The sequence below is a fragment of the Paenibacillus sp. FSL R7-0179 genome (genome assembly GCF_038002265.1).
Classification (GTDB): Bacteria; Bacillota; Bacilli; order Paenibacillales; family Paenibacillaceae; genus Paenibacillus_AQ.
This window is the reverse complement of sequence record NZ_JBBOCC010000002.1, coordinates 3,299,516-3,319,788: the sequence shown is the minus strand read 5'-3', so window position 1 is coordinate 3,319,788 and position 20,273 is coordinate 3,299,516. Positions and strand designations below refer to the sequence as shown.

At 52.7% G+C, this 20,273-nt stretch carries 17 protein-coding genes; 10 read left to right on the top strand and 7 right to left on the bottom strand.

What is annotated here, in order from left to right; all coding sequences use genetic code 11:
• Positions 1-66: 66 nt before the first annotated feature.
• The 4 genes from MKX63_RS30795 (at position 67) to MKX63_RS30780 (ending at position 3,960) form a co-directional block, all read left to right on the top strand.
• Positions 67-327 carry a stage V sporulation protein S gene (locus MKX63_RS30795; protein ID WP_019910496.1) on the top strand — a complete coding sequence of 87 codons (261 nt, stop codon included), beginning with the start codon at positions 67-69 and terminating at the stop codon, positions 325-327.
• Positions 328-486: 159 nt separating this feature from the next.
• Entirely contained in the window at positions 487-1,473 is a 987-nt protein-coding gene (locus tag MKX63_RS30790) for a dipeptidase (protein WP_341022588.1), read from the top strand.
• Between the two features lie 161 nt (positions 1,474-1,634).
• Complete coding sequence (pduL, locus tag MKX63_RS30785; protein ID WP_036692683.1) at positions 1,635-2,207, top strand: phosphate propanoyltransferase; 573 nt, start codon at positions 1,635-1,637, stop codon at positions 2,205-2,207.
• Between the two features lie 220 nt (positions 2,208-2,427).
• A complete protein-coding gene (locus MKX63_RS30780) occupies positions 2,428-3,960 on the top strand; it encodes a DEAD/DEAH box helicase (RefSeq protein WP_341022586.1) in 1,533 nt (510 codons plus the stop codon).
• Between the two features lie 110 nt (positions 3,961-4,070).
• Here the strand turns inward: MKX63_RS30780 and dapA are convergent, their stop codons facing one another.
• Positions 4,071-4,976: a 4-hydroxy-tetrahydrodipicolinate synthase gene (dapA, locus tag MKX63_RS30775; protein ID WP_341022584.1), complete on the bottom strand. Its 906-nt coding sequence runs from the start codon at positions 4,974-4,976 to the stop codon at positions 4,071-4,073.
• Between the two features lie 119 nt (positions 4,977-5,095).
• Here dapA and MKX63_RS30770 point away from each other — a divergent pair, with 119 nt between their 5' ends.
• The gene (locus tag MKX63_RS30770) at positions 5,096-5,992 is read left to right on the top strand and encodes a LysR family transcriptional regulator (protein ID WP_341022582.1); all 897 of its coding nucleotides are present in this window, start codon (positions 5,096-5,098) and stop codon (positions 5,990-5,992) included.
• A gap of 540 nt (positions 5,993-6,532) precedes the next feature.
• Here MKX63_RS30770 and MKX63_RS30765 read toward each other — a convergent pair.
• Positions 6,533-6,988, bottom strand: coding sequence for an AraC family transcriptional regulator (locus MKX63_RS30765; protein ID WP_341023366.1), 456 nt, complete (start codon positions 6,986-6,988; stop codon positions 6,533-6,535).
• Positions 6,989-7,221: 233 nt separating this feature from the next.
• On the opposite strand from MKX63_RS30765, the gene htpG reads away from it, so the two are divergent.
• Positions 7,222-9,105: a molecular chaperone HtpG gene (gene htpG, locus MKX63_RS30760; RefSeq protein ID WP_341022581.1), complete on the top strand. Its 1,884-nt coding sequence runs from the start codon at positions 7,222-7,224 to the stop codon at positions 9,103-9,105.
• Between the two features lie 178 nt (positions 9,106-9,283).
• Here the strand turns inward: htpG and MKX63_RS30755 are convergent, their stop codons facing one another.
• Positions 9,284-10,153, bottom strand: coding sequence for a LysR family transcriptional regulator (locus MKX63_RS30755; protein WP_341022579.1), 870 nt, complete (start codon positions 10,151-10,153; stop codon positions 9,284-9,286).
• 161 nt (positions 10,154-10,314) lie between these two features.
• On the opposite strand from MKX63_RS30755, the gene MKX63_RS30750 reads away from it, so the two are divergent.
• Both MKX63_RS30750 and MKX63_RS30745 read left to right on the top strand, forming a co-directional pair.
• Complete coding sequence (locus tag MKX63_RS30750; RefSeq protein WP_341022576.1) at positions 10,315-12,054, top strand: ABC transporter ATP-binding protein; 1,740 nt, start codon at positions 10,315-10,317, stop codon at positions 12,052-12,054.
• Entirely contained in the window at positions 12,051-13,790 is a 1,740-nt protein-coding gene (locus tag MKX63_RS30745; RefSeq protein WP_341022575.1) for an ABC transporter ATP-binding protein, read from the top strand. Before MKX63_RS30750 ends, MKX63_RS30745 begins: the two co-directional genes overlap by 4 nt.
• Before the next feature lie 582 nt (positions 13,791-14,372).
• Here MKX63_RS30745 and MKX63_RS30740 read toward each other — a convergent pair.
• Positions 14,373-15,245 (bottom strand): AraC family transcriptional regulator, encoded by an 873-nt coding sequence (locus tag MKX63_RS30740; RefSeq protein ID WP_341022573.1) that lies wholly within the window; start codon positions 15,243-15,245, stop codon positions 14,373-14,375.
• 190 nt (positions 15,246-15,435) lie between these two features.
• Here MKX63_RS30740 and MKX63_RS30735 point away from each other — a divergent pair, with 190 nt between their 5' ends.
• Positions 15,436-17,514 carry a beta-galactosidase gene (locus MKX63_RS30735; protein ID WP_341022571.1) on the top strand — a complete coding sequence of 693 codons (2,079 nt, stop codon included), beginning with the start codon at positions 15,436-15,438 and terminating at the stop codon, positions 17,512-17,514.
• A gap of 411 nt (positions 17,515-17,925) precedes the next feature.
• Here the strand turns inward: MKX63_RS30735 and MKX63_RS30730 are convergent, their stop codons facing one another.
• Positions 17,926-18,549: an NUDIX hydrolase gene (locus MKX63_RS30730; protein WP_341022568.1), complete on the bottom strand. Its 624-nt coding sequence runs from the start codon at positions 18,547-18,549 to the stop codon at positions 17,926-17,928.
• Positions 18,550-18,785: 236 nt separating this feature from the next.
• Here MKX63_RS30730 and MKX63_RS30725 point away from each other — a divergent pair, with 236 nt between their 5' ends.
• Positions 18,786-19,316 (top strand): hypothetical protein, encoded by a 531-nt coding sequence (locus MKX63_RS30725; protein ID WP_341022566.1) that lies wholly within the window; start codon positions 18,786-18,788, stop codon positions 19,314-19,316.
• Between the two features lie 259 nt (positions 19,317-19,575).
• Here the strand turns inward: MKX63_RS30725 and MKX63_RS30720 are convergent, their stop codons facing one another.
• Positions 19,576-20,028 carry a hypothetical protein gene (locus MKX63_RS30720; protein WP_341022563.1) on the bottom strand — a complete coding sequence of 151 codons (453 nt, stop codon included), beginning with the start codon at positions 20,026-20,028 and terminating at the stop codon, positions 19,576-19,578.
• Positions 20,015-20,236 (bottom strand): helix-turn-helix transcriptional regulator, encoded by a 222-nt coding sequence (locus MKX63_RS30715; RefSeq protein ID WP_036699162.1) that lies wholly within the window; start codon positions 20,234-20,236, stop codon positions 20,015-20,017. Before MKX63_RS30715 ends, MKX63_RS30720 begins: the two co-directional genes overlap by 14 nt.
• Positions 20,237-20,273: the final 37 nt, after the last annotated feature.

The following is a 20,273-nucleotide window of genomic DNA, read 5'->3' as shown; positions in this document are numbered from 1 at the left end:
TGAAGCGAATAACATCTACTGTAGTGGAAGAAGAACACCATCATTTTCCCAGGGGAGGTACTTACTATGGATGTATTAAAAGTATCAGCTAAATCCAATCCAAATTCCGTTGCTGGCGCATTAGCAGGTGTTCTTCGCGAACGTGGATCGGCCGAGCTACAAGCTATTGGAGCAGGAGCACTGAACCAGGCCGTTAAGGCCGTTGCCATCGCCCGGGGATTTGTCGCACCCAGCGGAGTGGACTTGATCTGTATTCCGGCTTTTACGGATATAGTGATTGATGGGGAAGACCGGACGGCAATTAAACTTATTGTAGAACCTAGATAACTCAAGTGAATCATTTAGATTAAGCCTGTTTACACTGTAAACAGGCTTTTTGCTGTGCTGACTGCTGCTTCAGTCAGGCGCATATACATGAAATAGACGCTGGGCCGTCAATAATTCATTCGGATATTCAGCAGGTGAAGAAAGAAGGAGAGCGGACCTATGGTGGAGAACAGGAAGCTGAAGGTAGCGGATTTTCATTGTGATGCTCTGAGTAAGCTGCAGGCGAATCCAGGGATAGACTTCAGGAATGACCCCCGGCTGGATGTGACCGCAGAGCGGCTGGCAGAGGGGAATGTCGGACTGCAGGTTTTTGCCATCTACTTGTCTGCGGTGCGCGGAAGGGCCAAATTCGAGGATATTCTGGGGCAAATCGAGTGCTTTCATCAAAAGGTTGCTTGTCCTGGAGGGCTTCAGTGGCTGCGCTGGAAGGAAGAAGTGCAGGAAGGCAGCTTAACTGGACCGACCTATGGAATGCTCTCTCTGGAGGGCGTGGACGGTCTGGAAGGCAATCTGTTCTATGCCCAGTTATGCTTCGAGCTGGGTGTGCGTTGCCTGGGGATTACCTGGAACTATGCCAACTGGGCGGCGGACGGTGTGCTGGAGCGGCGGAACGGCGGTTTCACTGAGCATGGCCGGAAGCTGATCGACTGGTGCAACGGGAGCGGAATGCTGCTGGATGTGTCGCATTTGGCCCCGGCAGGCTTCTGGGAGCTGGTGGAGCACAGTACCCGTCCGTTCATTGCTTCGCATTCGAATTGCGCTGCGGTATGCAGTCATCCCCGCAATCTGAGCGATGATCAGCTGAAGGCACTGATTGCCAAGGACGGGCGAATCGGGCTTACCTTTGTCCCCTGGTTCGTGCGGGATGAAGGAGCGGCCCGGCGGGAGGATATGCGGAGGCATATTGAGCATGTCTGTGGTCTTGGCGGGAGCGGACAGCTGATGTTCGGCTCGGATTTTGACGGGATTGAAGCATGGGTAGAAGGGCTGGAGCATCCGGGAAAATATGCGGAGTTCGCTGATATGTTGCTGAAATATTATCCGGAGGCGGATGTGCGGGGCTGGCTGTATGAGAATGCGCTGGGGTTCTTGAGGGAGCAGTTGCCTTCTTCCGCAGGAAGCGCCTCAGTTCTCGCCAGTAAATGACTATGAATTGGAAAAACCAGGATGAAGCATTCACAGAATCGTAATATGCCCGGAAAAAAGCCTCGCATTGTGATGCGGGTCTTTTTATTTTCGGGTAAATAGATGTATAATGTTCAGTGGCTTGTACAGATACTAGAGAAAATACAAGGAGTGACTTAAAAATGAGCAAGACTGTACCCGTAGGTGTGTCGGCCCGGCATATTCACCTTACGCAGGAGCACGTAGAAGCATTGTTCGGCCCAGGTTATCAATTGACCGAGTTCAAACCCCTGTCCCAACCCGGACAATTCGCAGCGAATGAGCAGGTAGCTGTAATTGGTTCGAAAGGGAAGTTCGACAAAGTAAGAATCCTCGGACCTGCCCGTCCGGCTTCGCAGCTGGAAGTATCCCGCACAGACTCCTTCAGCCTCGGGGTGAAGGCACCTGTCCGTGAATCCGGCAATATTGAAGGAACACCAGGAATTACGATTAAAGGACCTGCCGGTGAAGTTGAGCTGGAGACTGGCGTTATTGTTGCAGCACGTCACATTCACTTCCACACTTCCGAAGCAGAAGCTTGGGGCATTGCTGACAAGCAGCTCCTGAAGGTACGTCTGGGCGGTGAACGCGGCCTGGTGCTGGAGAACGTGATTGCACGCGTATCCGACAGCTTCAAGCTGGACATGCATATCGATACCGATGAAGCTAACGCTGCCGGTGCCAACAATGGCGATACCGCTGAAATCCTAGACTAGTATTTTATTATAGTGAAGACAAGAGCAGGGGACCTATCCTCTGCTTTTTTGTTGTATATTTTTTTGAAAAGAAAGAAATGAAAGTTTTCAAAAATGCTTTTCTGTGTTATCATTATGTGTTATGACTTTGCTGAGCGCTATGTGGAGACGCCGCAAAAGGAATATACAGTACTGGAATTAAGGATTCACCAATATATGTATGCCCAATGAAGGAGATAAAATGACATTTAACGATTTGAACCTGATCCCCCCGATTCTTAAGGCGCTTAGCCTGGAAAACTATACATCCCCAACCCCTATTCAGGAAGAGTCTATTCCTGCAGCCTTAGCCGGCAGAGATATCCTGGGCTGTGCACAGACCGGCACCGGTAAAACGGCGGCCTTCTCATTGCCGATCATTCAGCTGCTGAGCCAGCAGCCGGGCAGAACCGGTGGAGGCAAGCGCATCCGTTCCCTGATTCTTACGCCTACCCGTGAGCTGGCGCTGCAAATTCAGGAGAACATTCAGGCCTACAGCAAGTTCACAACGATCCGCTCGACAGCCATTGTCGGTGGCGTATCACAGAAGGCGCAGGAACGGGCGCTTGCCATCGGTGCCGACATTCTGATTGCTACACCGGGCCGCCTAATCGACCTGATCAGCCAAAAGCGTGTGGATCTGCAGCATGTGCAGATTCTCGTGCTGGATGAAGCGGACCGCATGCTGGATATGGGCTTCATTCATGATGTGAAGCGGATTATCGCCAAGATGCCGGTCAAGAAGCAGACCTTGTTCTTCTCGGCAACTATGCCTGCGGAGATTTCCCAGCTGGTGAAGACACTGCTTGTCAATCCGGTCAAAATCGAGATTACTCCGGTATCCTCTACGGTAGACAGAATTGAGCAGTCGATCTATCTGCTGGAGAACGGAAACAAGCAGAATCAGCTGAACCGTCTGCTGCAGGACCCGTCGATTGTATCGGCGCTGGTATTCACACGCACCAAACGCGGCGCGGACCGGGTAACCCGGGACTTAACCCGCATTAATATTACTGCACAGGCCATTCACGGCAACAAATCACAGAATGAGCGCCAGAATGCGCTGAGAAACTTCAAGAGCGGAGCTACCCGCGTGCTGGTAGCTACAGACATTGCTGCGCGCGGAATTGATATTGATGAGCTGTCCCATGTCATCAACTTCAATCTGCCGAATATCCCGGAAACCTATGTTCACCGGATTGGCCGGACCGGCCGTGCGGGGATGAGCGGCATTGCCATCTCGCTGTGCGAAGCGGAGGAGATTCCGTATCTGAAGGATATCCAGAAGCTGATCGGCAAGACGATTCCGGAGATCAAGGACCATGCGTACCCGATGTCTAAGAGCAATATGGCCTTGCTGGCAGACCGTCCCGGCAAAGCCCCGGTCAAACCGTCGCAGAAAGCCAAGACTAATCCGCCCCGCAAGCCAAAGTCGGAATGGTTCGTGCAAGGCAAACAGCAGAGCGGGGGCAACACAGGCGGCGCTAAAGGCGCATCTGGAAGCGGTCATGCAGGCAGTGGAGCCGGAAGCGCACCCCGCAGCGGGTATGCTGGCGGTGGAGCGAGAGGTGCTTCGGGGAGCCAGGCTAATGCCAGCGGGCGTCCAGGCGGCAGCCAGAGCCAGAAATCTTCTGGCGGCTCATACGGCCGTTCAAACCAGCCGGGCAGCAGACCTGGCGGCAATCAGGGCGGACGTCCTTCCAGCCGTCCAGCGGCTAAAGCGGGCCGCTCGTAATTGGCTTTGCAATGTGCAGTAATGCTTGATCTTATTTAACGCAAACACCCGACATTCTCAGTACCTTACTGAAAATGCCGGGTGTTTGTCTGTTACATGACTCTTATCTGTTACATCGCTTCTTGTCTGCCCATGACAGCTTCTCCTGCAAGGTAGGCGCCAAGTTCTTCGCGCAGCGCGGCGCTGATGGAGGTCATTGGCAGGCGGAGCGTATCCGAGGCGAGCTCACCGAGTTCGCTGAGCAGCCATTTGATCGGAGCCGGGTTGGACTCCTTGAACAGCAGCTTCATCAGCGGCACCAGCCCATCATACGCGGCCTGTGCAGCCTCAACCTGACCGGCTCTGTACTGCTCGTAGATGCTGAGGAAGCGGCCGGTATGTACATTGGCTGAGGCCAGCATGCCTCCGGCGGCTCCGTAGCCCAGCATCTCGAAGAAATGCAGATCGTCGCCGCAGAGCACGGGCTTGCCACCGCTTCTCGACAGCTCGGAGACGAGCAGGGGGGAGCCGGAGCAGTCTTTTAACCCTACGACATTATTCATCTCCAGGATCGTGCGGGCGGTGTCCAGTGTCATGCCGACTCCAGTGCGGCCCGGGATATCGTAAGCCATAATAGGCAGACCTACCTCTGCCGCCTTGCGGAAATGGGCGATGATGCCTTCCTGAGACGGACGGCTGTAATAAGGGACAACCACCAGTGCGGCATCGGCACCTGCATTCGCCGCCAGCTCAGTACGGGCTACGGTAGAGTATGTATCATTCGTACCTGTGCCCACCACGAGCGGGATCGAGCTGGACTTCAAAAGTTCCCGTGAGGTATCTACGAGCGATTGTAATTCCTGTATATTGACTGTCGGCGATTCTCCAGTGGTTCCATTGACGACCAGACCATGAATATTGTTCTTGATGATGTTGCTCACATAACGCTGATACGATTCCAGATCAAGCTCACCAGCAGCATGGAACGGGGTGACCACGGGAACATAAATTCCATAAATCTGTTCTTCTGTTAACATGAATATCGTCCTCCAAAAATGAAAAATCCGTTTGTTCTACTGTACCATGGATTATTGCATCGTTGTTAGCTATAATAAATGATGTGGGTTATCAATAATATTGATGTTAGGGTGAGACGATGGACTTAACGTATATGCGGACCTTCCGCGAAGTGGCCAAGCGGCAGAGCTTCACGCGCGCGGCTGAAGAGCTGGGCTATGCACAGTCCAGTGTCACGATGCAGATACAGAAGATTGAGAAGGAATATGGCGTACCGCTCATCGAACGTCACGGCCGCGCCCTGCGTCTGACACCGCCGGGTGAGGAGCTGCTTAAGCTGTTCGTGGAGATTCTGGAGCTCTATGACCGCTCTAAGGAAACGATCGCCCAGCAGATCGGCGGAACGCTTACAATTGGAACGATTGATTCACTCGCAGCCTTCTATCTGCCGCCGTTCCTGCAGCAGCTGCGGACGATGTTCCCTGGCCTGAATATTCATTTGCAGACGGAGCAGGAGGCCAATCTGATCTCTAAGATCAGGGACGGCGAGGTCGATATCGGCCTTCTGCTGGACCGCAGCACGGTGGATAGCGCGCTTACCCGGACGATCATCCGCGAGGAGCCACTTGTCCTGGTGGCACCCGCCAGCCATCCGCTGGCCCGGCTGGAGCAGGTGACGCTTCAGGATCTGAACAACTGCGAGCTGATTGTCTCCGAGGAGAGCTGCATTTACCGCAGCCTGTTCGAGAACCTGCTCCGGGACCACGGGATCGTGTTCCGGATTGGTTTTGAGCTGTCGAATCTGGAAGCGATTAAGCGTTGTGTACGCAATGGCCTGGGCATAGCGCTGCTGCCGCGGATTGTGGCGGAGGAGGAGATCGAGCGGGGCAACCTGTCTGAGCTGTCTTTTGCCCACCCGGAGATTCATTTCGATCTGCAGCTGCTGCTGCATCCGAAGAAGTGGAGGTCTTTGCCGCTCCAGTCGCTGATTCAGATGCTGCTTGAGGATGCAAAGTCGAGGACTGTTGCGCTATGATGGTAACGTGCGCGCAGCGTCTGGCCGTCGTTTAGCAGATTCATACCATTAGAAGAGCACTGCCGTAACACCCTCATGAAGGGTGTGGCAGCGCTCTTGTTCGGTGTGAAGGAAAGTGTAACAATGGATGCGGAAAACCGAACACAATGCTGTCACGAAGATAATCGGACCCCATCTATGCGGAAATTCGAATACAATTGGTGTTGCTGCGATGAAGGACAGGCCTCGTGCTCCGCAGCTTGTAACATCGTAGAGAAATCTTGCATGAAGTGCAGCAATAGTGTCCGGTAGAAGCGACTGATGCTGAGATCCTGCAACAATTGCAACAATGCCAGCGCTAACTTGCTCCAAGCACCGGAATTCCTGCAAATAATGCAACAATGTACTGTAGCCAGTAACTTTTTTAGTGAAGTCCTGCAAAATGTGCAACAATATTGTGTAACAACGTTCTGTTTGCGGAGCGTCTACCCAAGGGCCCACGTTGATCTTGCTCCATTCATGGATTTCGGCACATCCGCTTTTCAAAGCGCCTTCCCGCTCTTACCCTAACACAGGGAAACAAAGCTCACAAAGATGCCTGCTGACCATGTCCTCCGTGTATCTCTCCATAACCGGCCGCCCGGGATCAAGCTGATGGCCGCTGCGTGACATTGCCGGGAGAATCTCAGCCCAGGCTTGCCCTACAGCTTCAGCCGTATGCTGGAGGGTTACCACTGCGTAGGCTCCGCCGGGAAGCTTGCCGTAAAGTACGGAGTCCTCGGTGGGAGGATTCTCAGGCAGGCTGATGCAGGCATCATATCTGCACTCCGCAGGCGGGGTGGTCTCAGGGTTGTCCTGCGGAATGCCGAACAGCACCGCCGAGCCTTGAAGCAAGCCTTGTTCGCGCGCCCACTGCTTCAAATGTTCCATCGCCTGAGCGTTTGCGGGACCGTAGGGACCTGTCTGCCGTACATAAGCTATGCGTGTTGCCGGAATGCTTTCGAGTTGAATGTTCATCAAGATTCATTATCCTTTCTGTAGTTAAGTGGTCAAATGAAGTACAATCCGAATGCTAACATGGACTAAAATAGAATGCATATCTTTTTTCGGCGCCTATTATATGCAGCAAGATATTGACATCAAAAACGAGAATATGTTATATAAAAGGGAGTGTTAGCACTCAAGTGAGTGGAGTGCTAAACGATGCTCCGCAATCCGAAGGTTACTTTTGAAAGGAGATTTATTTATTCATGGCTAAAAAAGAGTTTAAAGCTGAATCCAAAAGACTGCTGGAAATGATGATTAACTCCATTTATACGCAGCGTGAGATTTTTCTGCGGGAACTGATCTCAAATGCAAGTGATGCCATCGATAAAATCTATTACAAGGCACTGGCCGATGATAGTCTGGTGTTCAATAAAGAGGACTACTACATTAAAGTAACCGCTGACAAAGAAAGCCGCACGTTAACCATTGCCGATACCGGCATCGGGATGACACAGGAAGAGCTGGAGAACAACCTGGGTATTATCGCGAACAGCGGTTCGTTTGCTTTTAAGAAGGATAATGAAGCCAAGGACGGACACAACATCATCGGACAATTCGGGGTCGGGTTCTATTCCGCATTCATGGTGGCTGACGATGTGACCGTAATCAGTAAGGCGCTGGGCAGCGGGCAGGCGTTCAAGTGGGAATCCCAGGGGGCCGACGGCTACACGATTGAGCCTTGTGAGAAGGATACGGTCGGTACCGAAATTACGCTGAAGATCAAAGAGAACACCGAGGACGATAACTACGATGAATTCCTCGAAGAATACCGTCTGAAATCGATCATCAAGAAGTATTCGGACTTCATCCGCTTCCCGATCAAGATGGACATTACCGGCAGACAGCCCAAAGAGGGCGCCGAGAATGAATTCATCGATGTCACCGAAGAGCAGACGGTCAACAGCATGGTGCCGATCTGGCGCAAGAACAAGAAAGAGCTGACCGATGAGGACTACAACAACTTCTATGCAGAGAAGCGTTACGGGTTCGACAAGCCGCTGAAGCATATCCACATCAGTGCCGACGGCGCAGTGGTCTATAATGCAATTCTGTTCATCCCGGAGAATACTCCGTTCGACTACTACACCAAGGAATATGAAAAAGGCCTGGAGCTCTACTCCAACGGCGTGCTGATTATGAATAAATGCGCCGACCTGCTGCCGGATTACTTCAGCTTCGTCAAGGGGATGGTCGATTCCGAGGACCTGTCGCTCAATATCTCCCGTGAGATGCTGCAGCATGACCGCCAGCTGACAATGATCGCGAAGAACATTAAGAGCAAGATCAAGAGCCAGCTCCTGAGCCTGCTGAAGGATGAGCGCGAGCAGTATGAGACGTTCTATAAGTCTTTTGGCAGACAGCTGAAGTTCGGAGTCTATAACGACTACGGCATGGAAAAAGAAACACTGCAGGATCTCCTCATGTTCCATTCTTCCAAAGAGAAGAAGCTGGTAACGCTGGCTGAATATGTAGAGAGAATGCCGGAAGACCAGAAATATATCTACTACGCTTCCGGTGAATCGGTAGAGCGCATTGAGAAGCTGCCACAGACCGAAATGGTGCTGGATAAGGGCTATGAGATTCTCTACTTCACCGATGATATCGATGAATTCGCAATCAAGATGATCATGGCATATAAGGAGAAGGAGTTCAGAAATGTCTCCAGCGGCGACTTGGGGATTGAAGAAAGTGCCGAGGATAAGCCATCCGAAGAGGAAGAGAATGAGAACAAGGGATTGTTCGAAGCGATGCAGGGCATTCTGTCCGGCAAAGTGAAGGCAGTCAAAGCCTCCAAGCGGCTGAAATCCCATCCGGTCTGCCTGTCCACCGAGGGCGAGCTGACAATCGAGATGGAGAAAATCCTCAAGGCCATGCCTAACGGCTGCCAGGATGTGCAAGCGGATAAGGTGCTGGAAATCAACATTCACCATGATGTCTTCAAATCACTGAAGGCAGCTGCCGAAGGCGACAAGGAGAAGCTGGGACTGTACACCAACCTTTTGTACAATCAGGCGCTTCTGATCGAGGGCTTGCAGGTTAATGATCCGGTACAGTTTACGAACGATATTTGTAAAATTATGGTCTAACACCGGCGTAGCGCCGGGCGCAGACCTGAGAGAATAACAACCCCCGCTACTGGTGCTGACCGGTAGCGGGGTATTTGTGTTGATCACAGAAATATGGCGTCCGGGCAGCCTGCGGATGAATGCCGCCGGGATTGGACATCCTCCTGAATGCGGAGGCTGGAAGTGGTGCGCGGCCGGTTCAAATGGACTTGAAGGTCTCGATGAACTTGGTCGCCATGGACGACAAATATTTATCCTTCATCCATACGGCAGCCACGCGGGTGCGCAGAGTCTCGCAGAGGATCTCTTTGTAGATCAGGTTGCTGTGATTAGCCAGCTCGAAAGCCGACCTCGGTACGATGCCGATCCCGAGTCCCGCATTGGCCCAGAGCAGCGTGGTCCGGGCATCATCGTTCATACAGAAGAGCTGTGGCTCAAAGCCGTGCTCCAGACAGGTCTCGCGGATGAGCTGCTCGAAGCGGCGGTAGATAATCAGCGGCTTGTCCTGCAGCTCGCCCAGTTGGGCGGCAGTCTGACTCGGGGCCCAGTCATAATCTGAGGTCATAACCGCAATCATCGGCTCTGAATGGAAATACAGACACTCCAGGTTGCTGGTGCTGAACGGGGTGCGGACAATGCCCACTTCAACAATGCCCCTATTCAGCAGGTCGATAATCATGAATGTGTTGCCTTCATGGATTTCAAAGGTTACGCCCGAGTAGCTCTTATGGAACGCTGTGAGCGGCTCATGAAGCAAGGTAGCGCCTGAAGAGGAGACCGTTCCAATGGTAAGGCTGCCCTTCAGCCCCTTGGCATAATCGCTGATCTCCCGGGCGGTGGAGTCCGTTAATTCCAGAATCTGCTGGGCCCGGTTACGCAGAATGATTCCGGCATCCGTTAGCTGGATACTGCGCGGTCCGCGCTCCACTAACTTGACCCCAAGCTCCTCCTCCAGCAGCTTCAGCTGCTGGCTGAGCGGCGGCTGGGCCATCCTCAGCTTCCTGGCTGCGGATGTAATTTGTCCTTCCTCGGCAATGGCCAGGAAATATTTTAATTGGCGGATATCCATGGTGCAGCCTCCGTTCTTAAGGGTTATGACATATGCTATTCATATGGGATAGATACGAAACCAATATTATGAATATGTAAGCAGGTATGACATAATCATAACGGGTCTTTTGTTTTTTTCAAGAGGGAGTACATAATACGCTAAGTTAGGTGAGGATCAATGTGCGCAAAATTGCAGTTTTCTTAAAACCGTACAAAAAAGAAGTGACGATCGGGCCGATTTTCAAGCTGCTGGAGGCAATTCTGGAGCTGCTGCTGCCGACCATAGTAGCCCTGATCATCAACAACGGAATTGCCAAGCAGGATAGCAGCTATGTCTACAAGATGGGCTCCCTGATGGTGGCAATGGCTATTCTGGGCTTCGGCTGCTCTCTGGTATGTCAATATTATGCGGCGCGGGCCTCTCAGGGGTTCGGGACCACGCTGCGCAATAAAATGTTCAAGCATATTTCTTCGCTATCGTATGCGGAGCTTGATGTCATCGGCACACCTTCGCTGATCAACCGGATCACCAACGATGTTAACCAGCTGCAGGTGGCAGTAGCCATGCTGATCCGGCTGGTCATCCGTGCGCCGTTTATTTGTATCGGGGCGATTATTATGGCGATGATCCTGGATTTCCGCCTGTCGCTGATCCTGATTGCCGCTACTCCTGTATTCGGAATCATTCTGTACTTCATCATTACGCGCAGCTCGCCAATGTACCGCAAATATCAGGCGAAGCTGGACCGGCTGGCGCTGGTGCTCAGCGAGAATCTCTCGGGCATCCGGGTCATCCGGGCCTTCGCCGAGAGCCGCCGCGAGAAGCAGCGCTTCAATGAAGCCTCTGAGGATCTGACGCAGACGGCCATCCGTGTCGGACGGATCTCCGCTTGGCTGGGACCGATGACGACACTGGTAGTAAACGCGGCCATTATTGCCATACTGTGGGTGGGCGGCATTCACATCGAAGCCGGGAGTCTGTCTCAGGGTGAGATTATTGCATTCATTAACTATGTAACCCAGATCCTACTGGCATTGATCGTGGTTTCCAATCTGGTTATTCTGTTCACCAAAGCCTCGTCGTCTGCCAGCCGCATCAATGAGGTGCTGGCGATGACCGCTTCGGTTGCTGAAGTGCCTGCTCAAGCACCTGCTGCGAAGCCGGACGGTGCAGCACCGGTGATTTCCTTCCGCAATGTCTGTTTCGGCTATAACACGACCGGAGAGCTGGCCCTGGAAAATATCTCTGTAGATATCCTCAAAGGGCAGACGGTTGGATTAATCGGCAGTACCGGTTCTGGTAAGAGCACCTTCGTAAATCTGATTCCGCGCTTTTATGACGCTGTGGAAGGGGAAGTTAGAGTCGAGGGCGTAAATGTACGGGACTACCGGCTGGAACAGTTGCGCAGCAGAATCGGTATTGTGCCGCAGAAGGCGATGCTGTTCACCGGCACGATTGCTGAGAATATCCGCTGGGGCAAGGCGTCTGCTACACGGGATGAGATCATGGCTGCAGCGGCGGTTGCCCAGGCTGAGGAGTTCATCACCCGGCTGCCGGAAGGGCTGGATACGCTGGTCGTACGCGGCGGGCATAACCTGTCCGGCGGACAAAAGCAGCGACTGACCATTGCCCGGGCTGTCGTAGGACGTCCGCCGATCCTTATCCTGGATGATTCCTCCAGTGCGCTGGATTTCGCTACGGATGCGGCACTGCGCCGTGCGCTGAGCGAGAACAGTGCGGATATGACCGTGCTGCTGGTATCCCAGCGCGTAAGTACAGTAAGGCAGGCCGATCAGATTATCGTTTTCGAGGAAGGCAAGATTGCCGGAATCGGTACGCATGAGGAACTGCTGGAGAGCTGCGCAGTCTATCAGGAAATCTGTATGTCACAGCTCTCAAGCGAGGAGGCACTACAATGACCAGTACAATGACCTGGAAACGTCTGTTTCAATATACCCGTGAGTACCGGAAAATAACATATGGAGCTGTTTTTTGCGCCATCCTGAGCGTGGTTGCCAGCCTGATCGGGCCGCTCCTGATCGGCCGCGCCATTGACCATATGATCGGACCGGACCGGGTGGAGTTCCCTGAGATTCTGCGCCTCCTGCTGATTCTGGGCAGTGTGTATCTGGTCGGCAGCTTCTTCGGCTGGCTGCTCACTTACTACACGAATAAGCTGGCGTTCCGTACAGTCTATGACCTGCGCCGCGAGCTGTTTGACAAGCTGGACGCCCTGCCTCTGAAGTTCCATGATAACCATCCTCAGGGAGACAGCATCAGCCGGTTCGTGAATGACATGGATGCCGTCTCTGACGGGCTGCTGCAGGGCTTTTCCACGCTTCTGACAGGGATCGTAACCATTGCCGGAGCCATAGGGCTCATGCTCTATATCAGTCCTATAATGACGCTGGTGGTGCTGCTGTCTGCTCCGGCCACCTTCTTCGTCGCCCGCTTCATTACAATGCGCTCCCAGCAGCTGTTCCGTGAGCAGGCCAAGATTCTTGGGGGCCTGAACGGCTATGTTGAGGAAATCGTCGGCGGGCAGAAGGTGGTGCAGGCTTATCATTACGAGGACCGCTCTTTTGCAGGTTTCGCCGAGCGGAATAATGAGCTGTACAAGACAGGGACGAAATCGCAGTTCTATGGCTCGCTCTCGAATCCGACTACGCGGCTGGTCAATAATATCACCTTCTCGCTGATAGCGATGATCGGGAGTGTGCTTGTTATCGGAGACCTGTTCTCCGTAGGGGATCTGTCCAGCTTCCTGATCTACTCCAGTCTGTTCGCGAAGCCGTTCAATGAGATTACTGGCGTTATTACACAACTGCAATCTGCCACAGCCTCGGCGCAGCGGATCTTCACCATTCTGGATCTCCCGCAGGAGGCCCCGGACCAGCCAGATGCCTTTGTAATGGAGAACAGCCGGGGAACCATTACCTTCGACAAGGTAAGCTTCGCTTATACACCGGAGCGCCCGCTGATCAAGAACTTCAGTCTGGAGGTGAAGCCGGGCACACGTGTGGCGATCGTCGGCCAGACCGGGGCGGGCAAGACCACGCTGGTTAACCTGCTGATGCGTTTCTATGAGGTAGATAGCGGAACGATTCGGATTGACGGGGTGGATATTACCTCCATCACCCGTGACAGTCTGCGGCGCAATTTCGGTATGGTGCTGCAGGAGACCTGGCTGTACGGGGCTTCCATCCGTGACAATATTGCATACGGCAAGCCGGAGGCCTCCGAATCGGAGGTGATTGCAGCCGCCAAGGCCGCGAATGCGCATAGCTTCATCAAGCGCCTTCCTGAAGGCTATGACACCAAGATCAGTACCTCGGGAGATAATCTCTCCCAGGGCCAGAAGCAGCTGCTCACCATTGCACGTGTCATGCTGGTTGATCCGCCGATGCTCATTCTGGATGAGGCGACCAGCAGTATTGATACGCTGACAGAGGCGCGGATACAGAAGGCCTTCCTGGCAATGATCACCGGCCGGACCAGCTTCGTCATTGCGCACCGGCTGTCCACGATCCGCGAGGCGGACCTCATCCTGTTCATGAAGGATGGAGATATCGTGGAGAGCGGAACGCATGATGAGCTGCTGGAGAGCGGAGGCTACTACGCCCGCTTGTACAACAGCCAGTTTACGGCGGTGTAACTAGGTATACCATCAGGATTAAACAAGTGATTTCATTCCATAAAATCGGTAAGGTATGAAGCTGCATTCTTAGCGAAAAACAGGGATAAGTGTATTCTGTGCAACTAAAAACAGTGAAAAGGAAGGCATTCCTATCCTTACTGTATTCCATACAACTAAATTTGCTGGAATGGGCAAAAATCCAGGTGTAGGGGCATTTTAATTGCACGAAGTACATCTAAAGGGAGATTTGGCGGCACATCGGACGATTTAGTTGTACGAATTATAATTAAGCCTCCCCCTTGCACCCTAATCGGGGGGAGGTAACCTCTCAGCAAGCCATTAGTTAAAGTGATTTTCAGGAGACAGGCCGTATCTTCAAAAGCTGAACATACAAAAAAGCAGCGATTCTCCGTTATTAGAGAATCGCTGCTCTGTGTTTTTGGAAATTTGCAGCTTTTTTCCTTGGATAGCGGCCGTAGCCTGTTCTTCCGCTTTCGCGGAGCGTCCTCACCGAGCGCAAACGTCCATCCAACTTCAAAACAAGGGGTGTCCCTGCCATTTCATGGCTTATGGGGCACCCCCTATTTTTGCCCAGCGGGCTCAATACTGATCCTTGCCCGGATGCAGCCGGCTGCGCATCACCCCGGGAGTCACTCCATGGGCCTTGCGGAAGACCCGGATGAAGTAATTGGTCTCCATGCCTAGGTTGAGGGCGATATCCTGCACGGGACGCTCCGGGTCCTCAGTCAGCATCTGCATGGCGCGCTGCAGGCGCAGGTTCTGCAGATATTTATGCGGAGTGACGCTGTATTCCTGCAGGAACAGACGCTGGAAATGCTGGACGGAATAACCGACAGCCGCCGCCAGGTTGGTGATCAGCAGCGGTTCGGTGAAATGCTCATTAATCAGACTGACCGCTTTATTAAGCGCATCGTTGCGGACGTTTTCGTTCTCCAGCCGGGTTGCTGGAACTGAGGAGACTTCACTTTTGCGCAGCATCAGCAGCAGCCGATACAGCGTCACCGACAACTCCTGCATCGGCTGTTCCTCCTGACGCGCCGAGCTGTTCCCGTTCACCGTATGCCAGATCCCGCTGAGCATGTCCCAGCATTCCTCGAACCGCTCGGGGCGGAACGGGGCCGAAGGCAGCAGGCCGAGACCCTCCAGAACGGAGGCAGACTGGCTGCCGTGGAATCCGATAAAGCCGACATGCCACGGTTCGTGGGATAACGGATAATATTCATGCCCGCGGTCGGGCGGAAAGGCATAGGCCATCCCCGGCTGCAAAACCGTTTCGGTGCCATCCTCCAGATCACGGAACCGCCCGCTGCCGCTGCGGATCAGAAAAATCTGATGCACCGGGAATCCGGCAGGACGCACATGGTGATACTGGATATGACGGCCGACCGAATACGGGTATAGAGGAAAAGCACGCAGGTCACGCGGCATTTCAATCAGAGAGAAGGGGAGCATGCGAACACCTCATATTCATTTTGTGCTATGCAAACGTTATTATTATCCTACCATTGATCACAGGTTATCCTTTATTATAAATAGTATAAATCGATACAAGCAAGAGGGACAGCACAACAGAAGAAATTGTATCCGAGAAAAGTCCCATCCTGACATCTGCTATCACACATAAACGAGAGGATGAAATCATATGAGCAGCAAAGTTCCTGCAATCAGCAGCAAGGCTCCTGTAATGCTTCACGGTGCCGACTATAATCCCGAGCAATGGCTGAAATATCCGGGGGTGCTGGAAGAAGATATCCGCATGATGAAGCTGGCAGGCTGCAATGTCATGTCTGTCGGAATTTTCTCCTGGGTATCGCTGGAGCGCGAAGAAGGGGTATTTAACTTTGAGTGGATGGACCAGCTCCTGGACCGTTTTGCCGAGAATGGAATTTACGCCTTCCTGGCGACTCCGAGCGGTGCGCGTCCGGCATGGATGTCCGAGAAGTATCCTGAAGTGCTGCGGGTGGAACGGAACCGGGTGCGCAACCTGCACGGCGTCCGTCATAATCACTGCTTCACTTCACCGGTCTACCGTGAAAAAACAGCGCTGATCAACTCCAAGCTGGCTGAGCGTTACGCGCATCATCCGGCAGTGATTGGCTGGCATATCTCTAATGAATTCGGCGGCGAATGTCACTGTAATTACTGTCAGGATGCCTTCAGAGACTGGCTCAAGGCGAAATACAATAATGATCTGGATGAGGTGAATCACGCTTGGTGGGCTACCTTCTGGAGCCATACGTATACTTCATGGGAACAGATCGAATCCCCTGCTCCGCATGGTGAGACACAGGTTCATGGGCTTAACCTGGACTGGCGCCGGTTCGTAAGCGATCAGACAATCAACTTCTGCCAGCATGAGATTGATGCGGTGCGCGGCTTCAACCCTGACCTGCCGGTGACTACCAACATGCACATGATTGACGGCGTGGACTACCGCAATATGGCTAAGATCCTTGATGTGGTATCTTGGGATGCTTACCCGGATTGGGGATATACCGAGGACGATGATGACGCCCGCTTGGCCGCCTGGACAGCGATGCATCATGACATGTACCGCAGCTTCAAAAAGAAGCCGTTCCTGCTCATGGAAAGCACGCCTTCCCTCACGAACTGGCAGATTGTCAGCAAGCTGAAGCGTCCGGGCATGCACAAGCTGTCTTCACTCCAGGCAGTTGCGCATGGTTCTGATTCCGTACAATATTTCCAGTGGCGCAAAAGCCGCGGCTCCAGTGAGAAATTCCACGGTGCAGTGATCGACCATAGCGGACATACGGAGACCCGTGTCTTCAAGGATGTAGCTGAGGTGGGCCGTACCCTGGCGGGACTGGAGGAAGTTGTAGGTACTACAACTCCTGCTGAGACGGCCATTCTGTTCGACTGGGATAACCGCTGGGCGGTGAAGGATGCCCAAGGTATCCGCAATTCCGGCCTGAAATATGAAGAGACGGTGCTTCAGCATTACCGGGGACTGTGGGAACTGGGAATTCCGGTAGATGTGGTAGGCTCAGGCGATGACCTGTCCGGCTATAAGCTGGTGATTGCTCCAATGCTGTATCTGATCAGCGAAGAGAACGGGAAGCGGATTGAGAAATACGTTGAGCAGGGAGGAACTTTCCTGGCCACCTATTGGTCGGGAGTGGTCGGCGAGACCGATCTGTGTCACCTGGGCGGCTTCCCGGGACCGCTGCGCAGAACACTGGGCATTTGGGCCGAAGAGACAGAAGGCCTGCACAGCCGCGACCTGAACGGTCTGGTGCTTGACCCCGGCAACAGCTTGAAGCTGAGCGGGGAATACGATGCACATGAGATCGCCGAGCTGATTCATCTGGAAGGCGCTGAGGCGCTGGGTCATTACCGCAGCGACTTCTACGCCGGACGTCCTGCACTCACTGTGAACAAGCTGGGAGCAGGTAAGGCCTATCATCTGGCAACACGTGTGAAGGACGCGCAGTTCTATGTGGATCTGTACGCTGCAATTACCGGAAAAGAGCGGATCAGCCGCACCCTGAACGCTGAGCTTCCGACCGGAGTAACCGCCCAACTGCGTTCCGACGGCGAGCATGAGTATGTATTCGTGCAGAATTTCAGCGGCTCCGAGCAAGTAGTGACGCTGGACGGACAAGCCTACACTGATGTTGAATCCGGCGCTGCGGCTCCGGCCGAGTTGAAGCTGGCAGTGAACGGACTTGCAATTCTGAAGCGTGCAGCGGCTAAAGCATAAGTGAAGCGTCTAAATCGCTTAATATAGTTACATGTATCAGGTAAATACACATTGAGTTACAAAAGAAGGCAGAGCCCCGATGGGGTTCTGCCTTTTAGTTTAGGTTCTGGTTGTGCAGCTGCCTTAGGTTGTGGCTCTACATCTGCCTAAGGCGCTTCATCTCGGTATTGTTCCGGCGAGTGGGACATAGTTGGAAAAAGAGCACTTACTTTTTCTCGTTTAGCTAATATCAGGAATTTAATTGGAAAAAGTACATTTAATCCCTCTCCTATCGCCTCAAATAGCTAAAGGGAACGAATTAGATGCTGTTTATCCACCTAATTCCAAAAATCGGCTTACTCTATATCAATTAAATGTACAAAATCCATCTGCTATAAAGGAGTCGGATGATCAGGAAGCAAAATTTCAGCTTTAACCGTACAACCGCTCAATCCCCTCAATCACCCGCCTAAAATATTCACGCTCATGCGGCACAAAGCGCGTGAAGTCCACCAGTTCATCGATGTCCGTTCGTTCACCGTTCCCGTTAATCTGGAAGCCTTGCACATGAAGCTTGTTGTCTGCTCCCGAGATGAAGCTGCGGAAGTCAGCGAAGCGGGCCTCTACGATGCCTGCCACTTCTTCCAGCTGTGGAGTGAATGCACTGAGTGCATAGCGGCTCTCATAGACATATACATGCGCCCGTTCACGGTCCAAGAATCCGGCAGAATCCATCTGGTAAGGGATGACCCCAAGCGGCTGCAGCTCGTCAAAAGCTATCGCAAGCCCCAGCTCCTCCTGCACCTCGCGGATACCGTCCAAAGCCGTCTCCTCCGCCAGCAGATGTCCGGCAGCGGTGATGTCGAGCAGACCGGCATAATCTTTCTTTTGCTGACTGCGTAGCTGGAGGCAGATCATCAGCCCGCTCTCATCCTTACGGACAAACCAGCAGTGGAAGGTCTCATGCCAGAGGCCCTGGCGGTGAACCTCGTCCCGGGGAGCAGTCCCGGTTCTATTGCCATGCTCATCAAAGGTAGTCAATATTTCCTGGACCATAATAGTTGCTCCTTCACAAAATGCCGATTGATCCCGCGCACAATACCTCGCAGGAGTTGACGATAATTTATAAACAGCTTACCATAAATAAGGAAAAATAATAATATCCAGTAGATTTGAGGATAGAACCCTAGAGCGCTTGATGGATGAACGGGAGGCGCCATGAAGGCTGTGGTTTCGGCTTCGCTCTGGCCGGATTCCTGTCCTATATGTATAACAATTGAGGAGGAACATTATTGAAGCTGGTAACGATGGACCGTATTATTTTCGATTCCCTAAGCGCCGAGCGGCTCGGCTGGGCCTGTATGGAGCCGACCTTCCAGCAGATCCGCGCACAATCTCCGGAGGTGAAGAATGAGGCATTCTCGCATCTTGGAAGAGGACAGAAGGCACTCTGTATGTTCCGGATTCTGTATGGCCATAGTTCTAACTCTGCTGAAGAATACTATGGCTGGATCTGCTATCTGTTGGATCAGCCAGGGTATTGGGACGGGGTGCTCGAGGGACTGCAGTTTTTTGGAGACTCTGCGCTGATTCAGCTTCTGGAAGAGTCTAAGGAGATATTCGCAGCGAGGAATCGGCGGTTAGGAAGAGGCTGGGGCGAGGCAGCGATCCCGGACCTGAACGCAGATAGTGAGCTTCAAACAGCGGTAAGCGGACTCTACACCCGGTATCAGCAGATTACAGCAAGCAGTCTGCAGATCATAGCGGATTATATCCGAGAGAGGCCCGAAGAATTCGTGGTCTTCAGTAACGAACAAGCTTAACCAACCCATACATTCAGACGTACAAAAAACCCCCGGGAGCTAATAAAGCATCCGGGGGTTAAGGGTACACCCAGCAGGGGCGTTATCTTTAGGGTGAAAAGCCTCGAACGGGGCTTGCGAGCGCCTACCGTTAGCTGAAGGCAAGGGTGTCCATCGTGAGGTGGAATCTGAAGGAGCCGTCCCCGTACGATTCCCTTGTTCATCAAGTGTAGCTAATATCTCTTCGTTCATACAGTTCGCCTCCAGTACCTAATAAGTGTTAAATTTTCCGGGAGTAGTATGCCGATAACAGAAGGTACAACAACAGAAGTGTAACCAAGGTAGCAGCAATCGTTAAGAACACGGTTTGGTTAATCAAAGAGGCGACGATAGCAGAAAGAGACAATAAAAGAAAGAACAGACGTATAGCAGCTCTGCCCGTTTTTAAAGCGATCATCCGGTTTCGTTCGTCTTGCGCGGCAATATGTAACGCTTCAAGTACTTCAGGGTTTTTGAGCGCCTTGCGGAGCCTGACAACACGGAGAGCGGCAGAAATCCACGAACCGGAGAATAACCCGGCGAGAATCCCTATATCCCAGCTGTCCAGTGTGTCGAGCCTGCCCCATTCGAATGCTTTCAGTATAAATGCCACTATAACGGTTATCCCCATACCTGCCGCGTAGAAGGAATTGATAACGATCCGCCGCCGCAGCTCCTGTTCAAAAGACTTCATAGTCGATATCCTCCACATCTGAAAAATCAAAAATATCCTCGATCGGCAAACCGAAAAATTTTGAAATTTTATAGGCAAGCGGGAGGGAGGCGATGTACTTTTCATTCTCAATTGAAGTGATGGTGTGGCGTGTGACACGCAGTGCCTTAGCCAATTCCTCTTGGGAAATCCGCCGCTCTTTTCGCAGCTCGCGTATTCTAGTCTTCACTACCCTCCACCTTCCCTGAAGTAATGTTATCTGCACC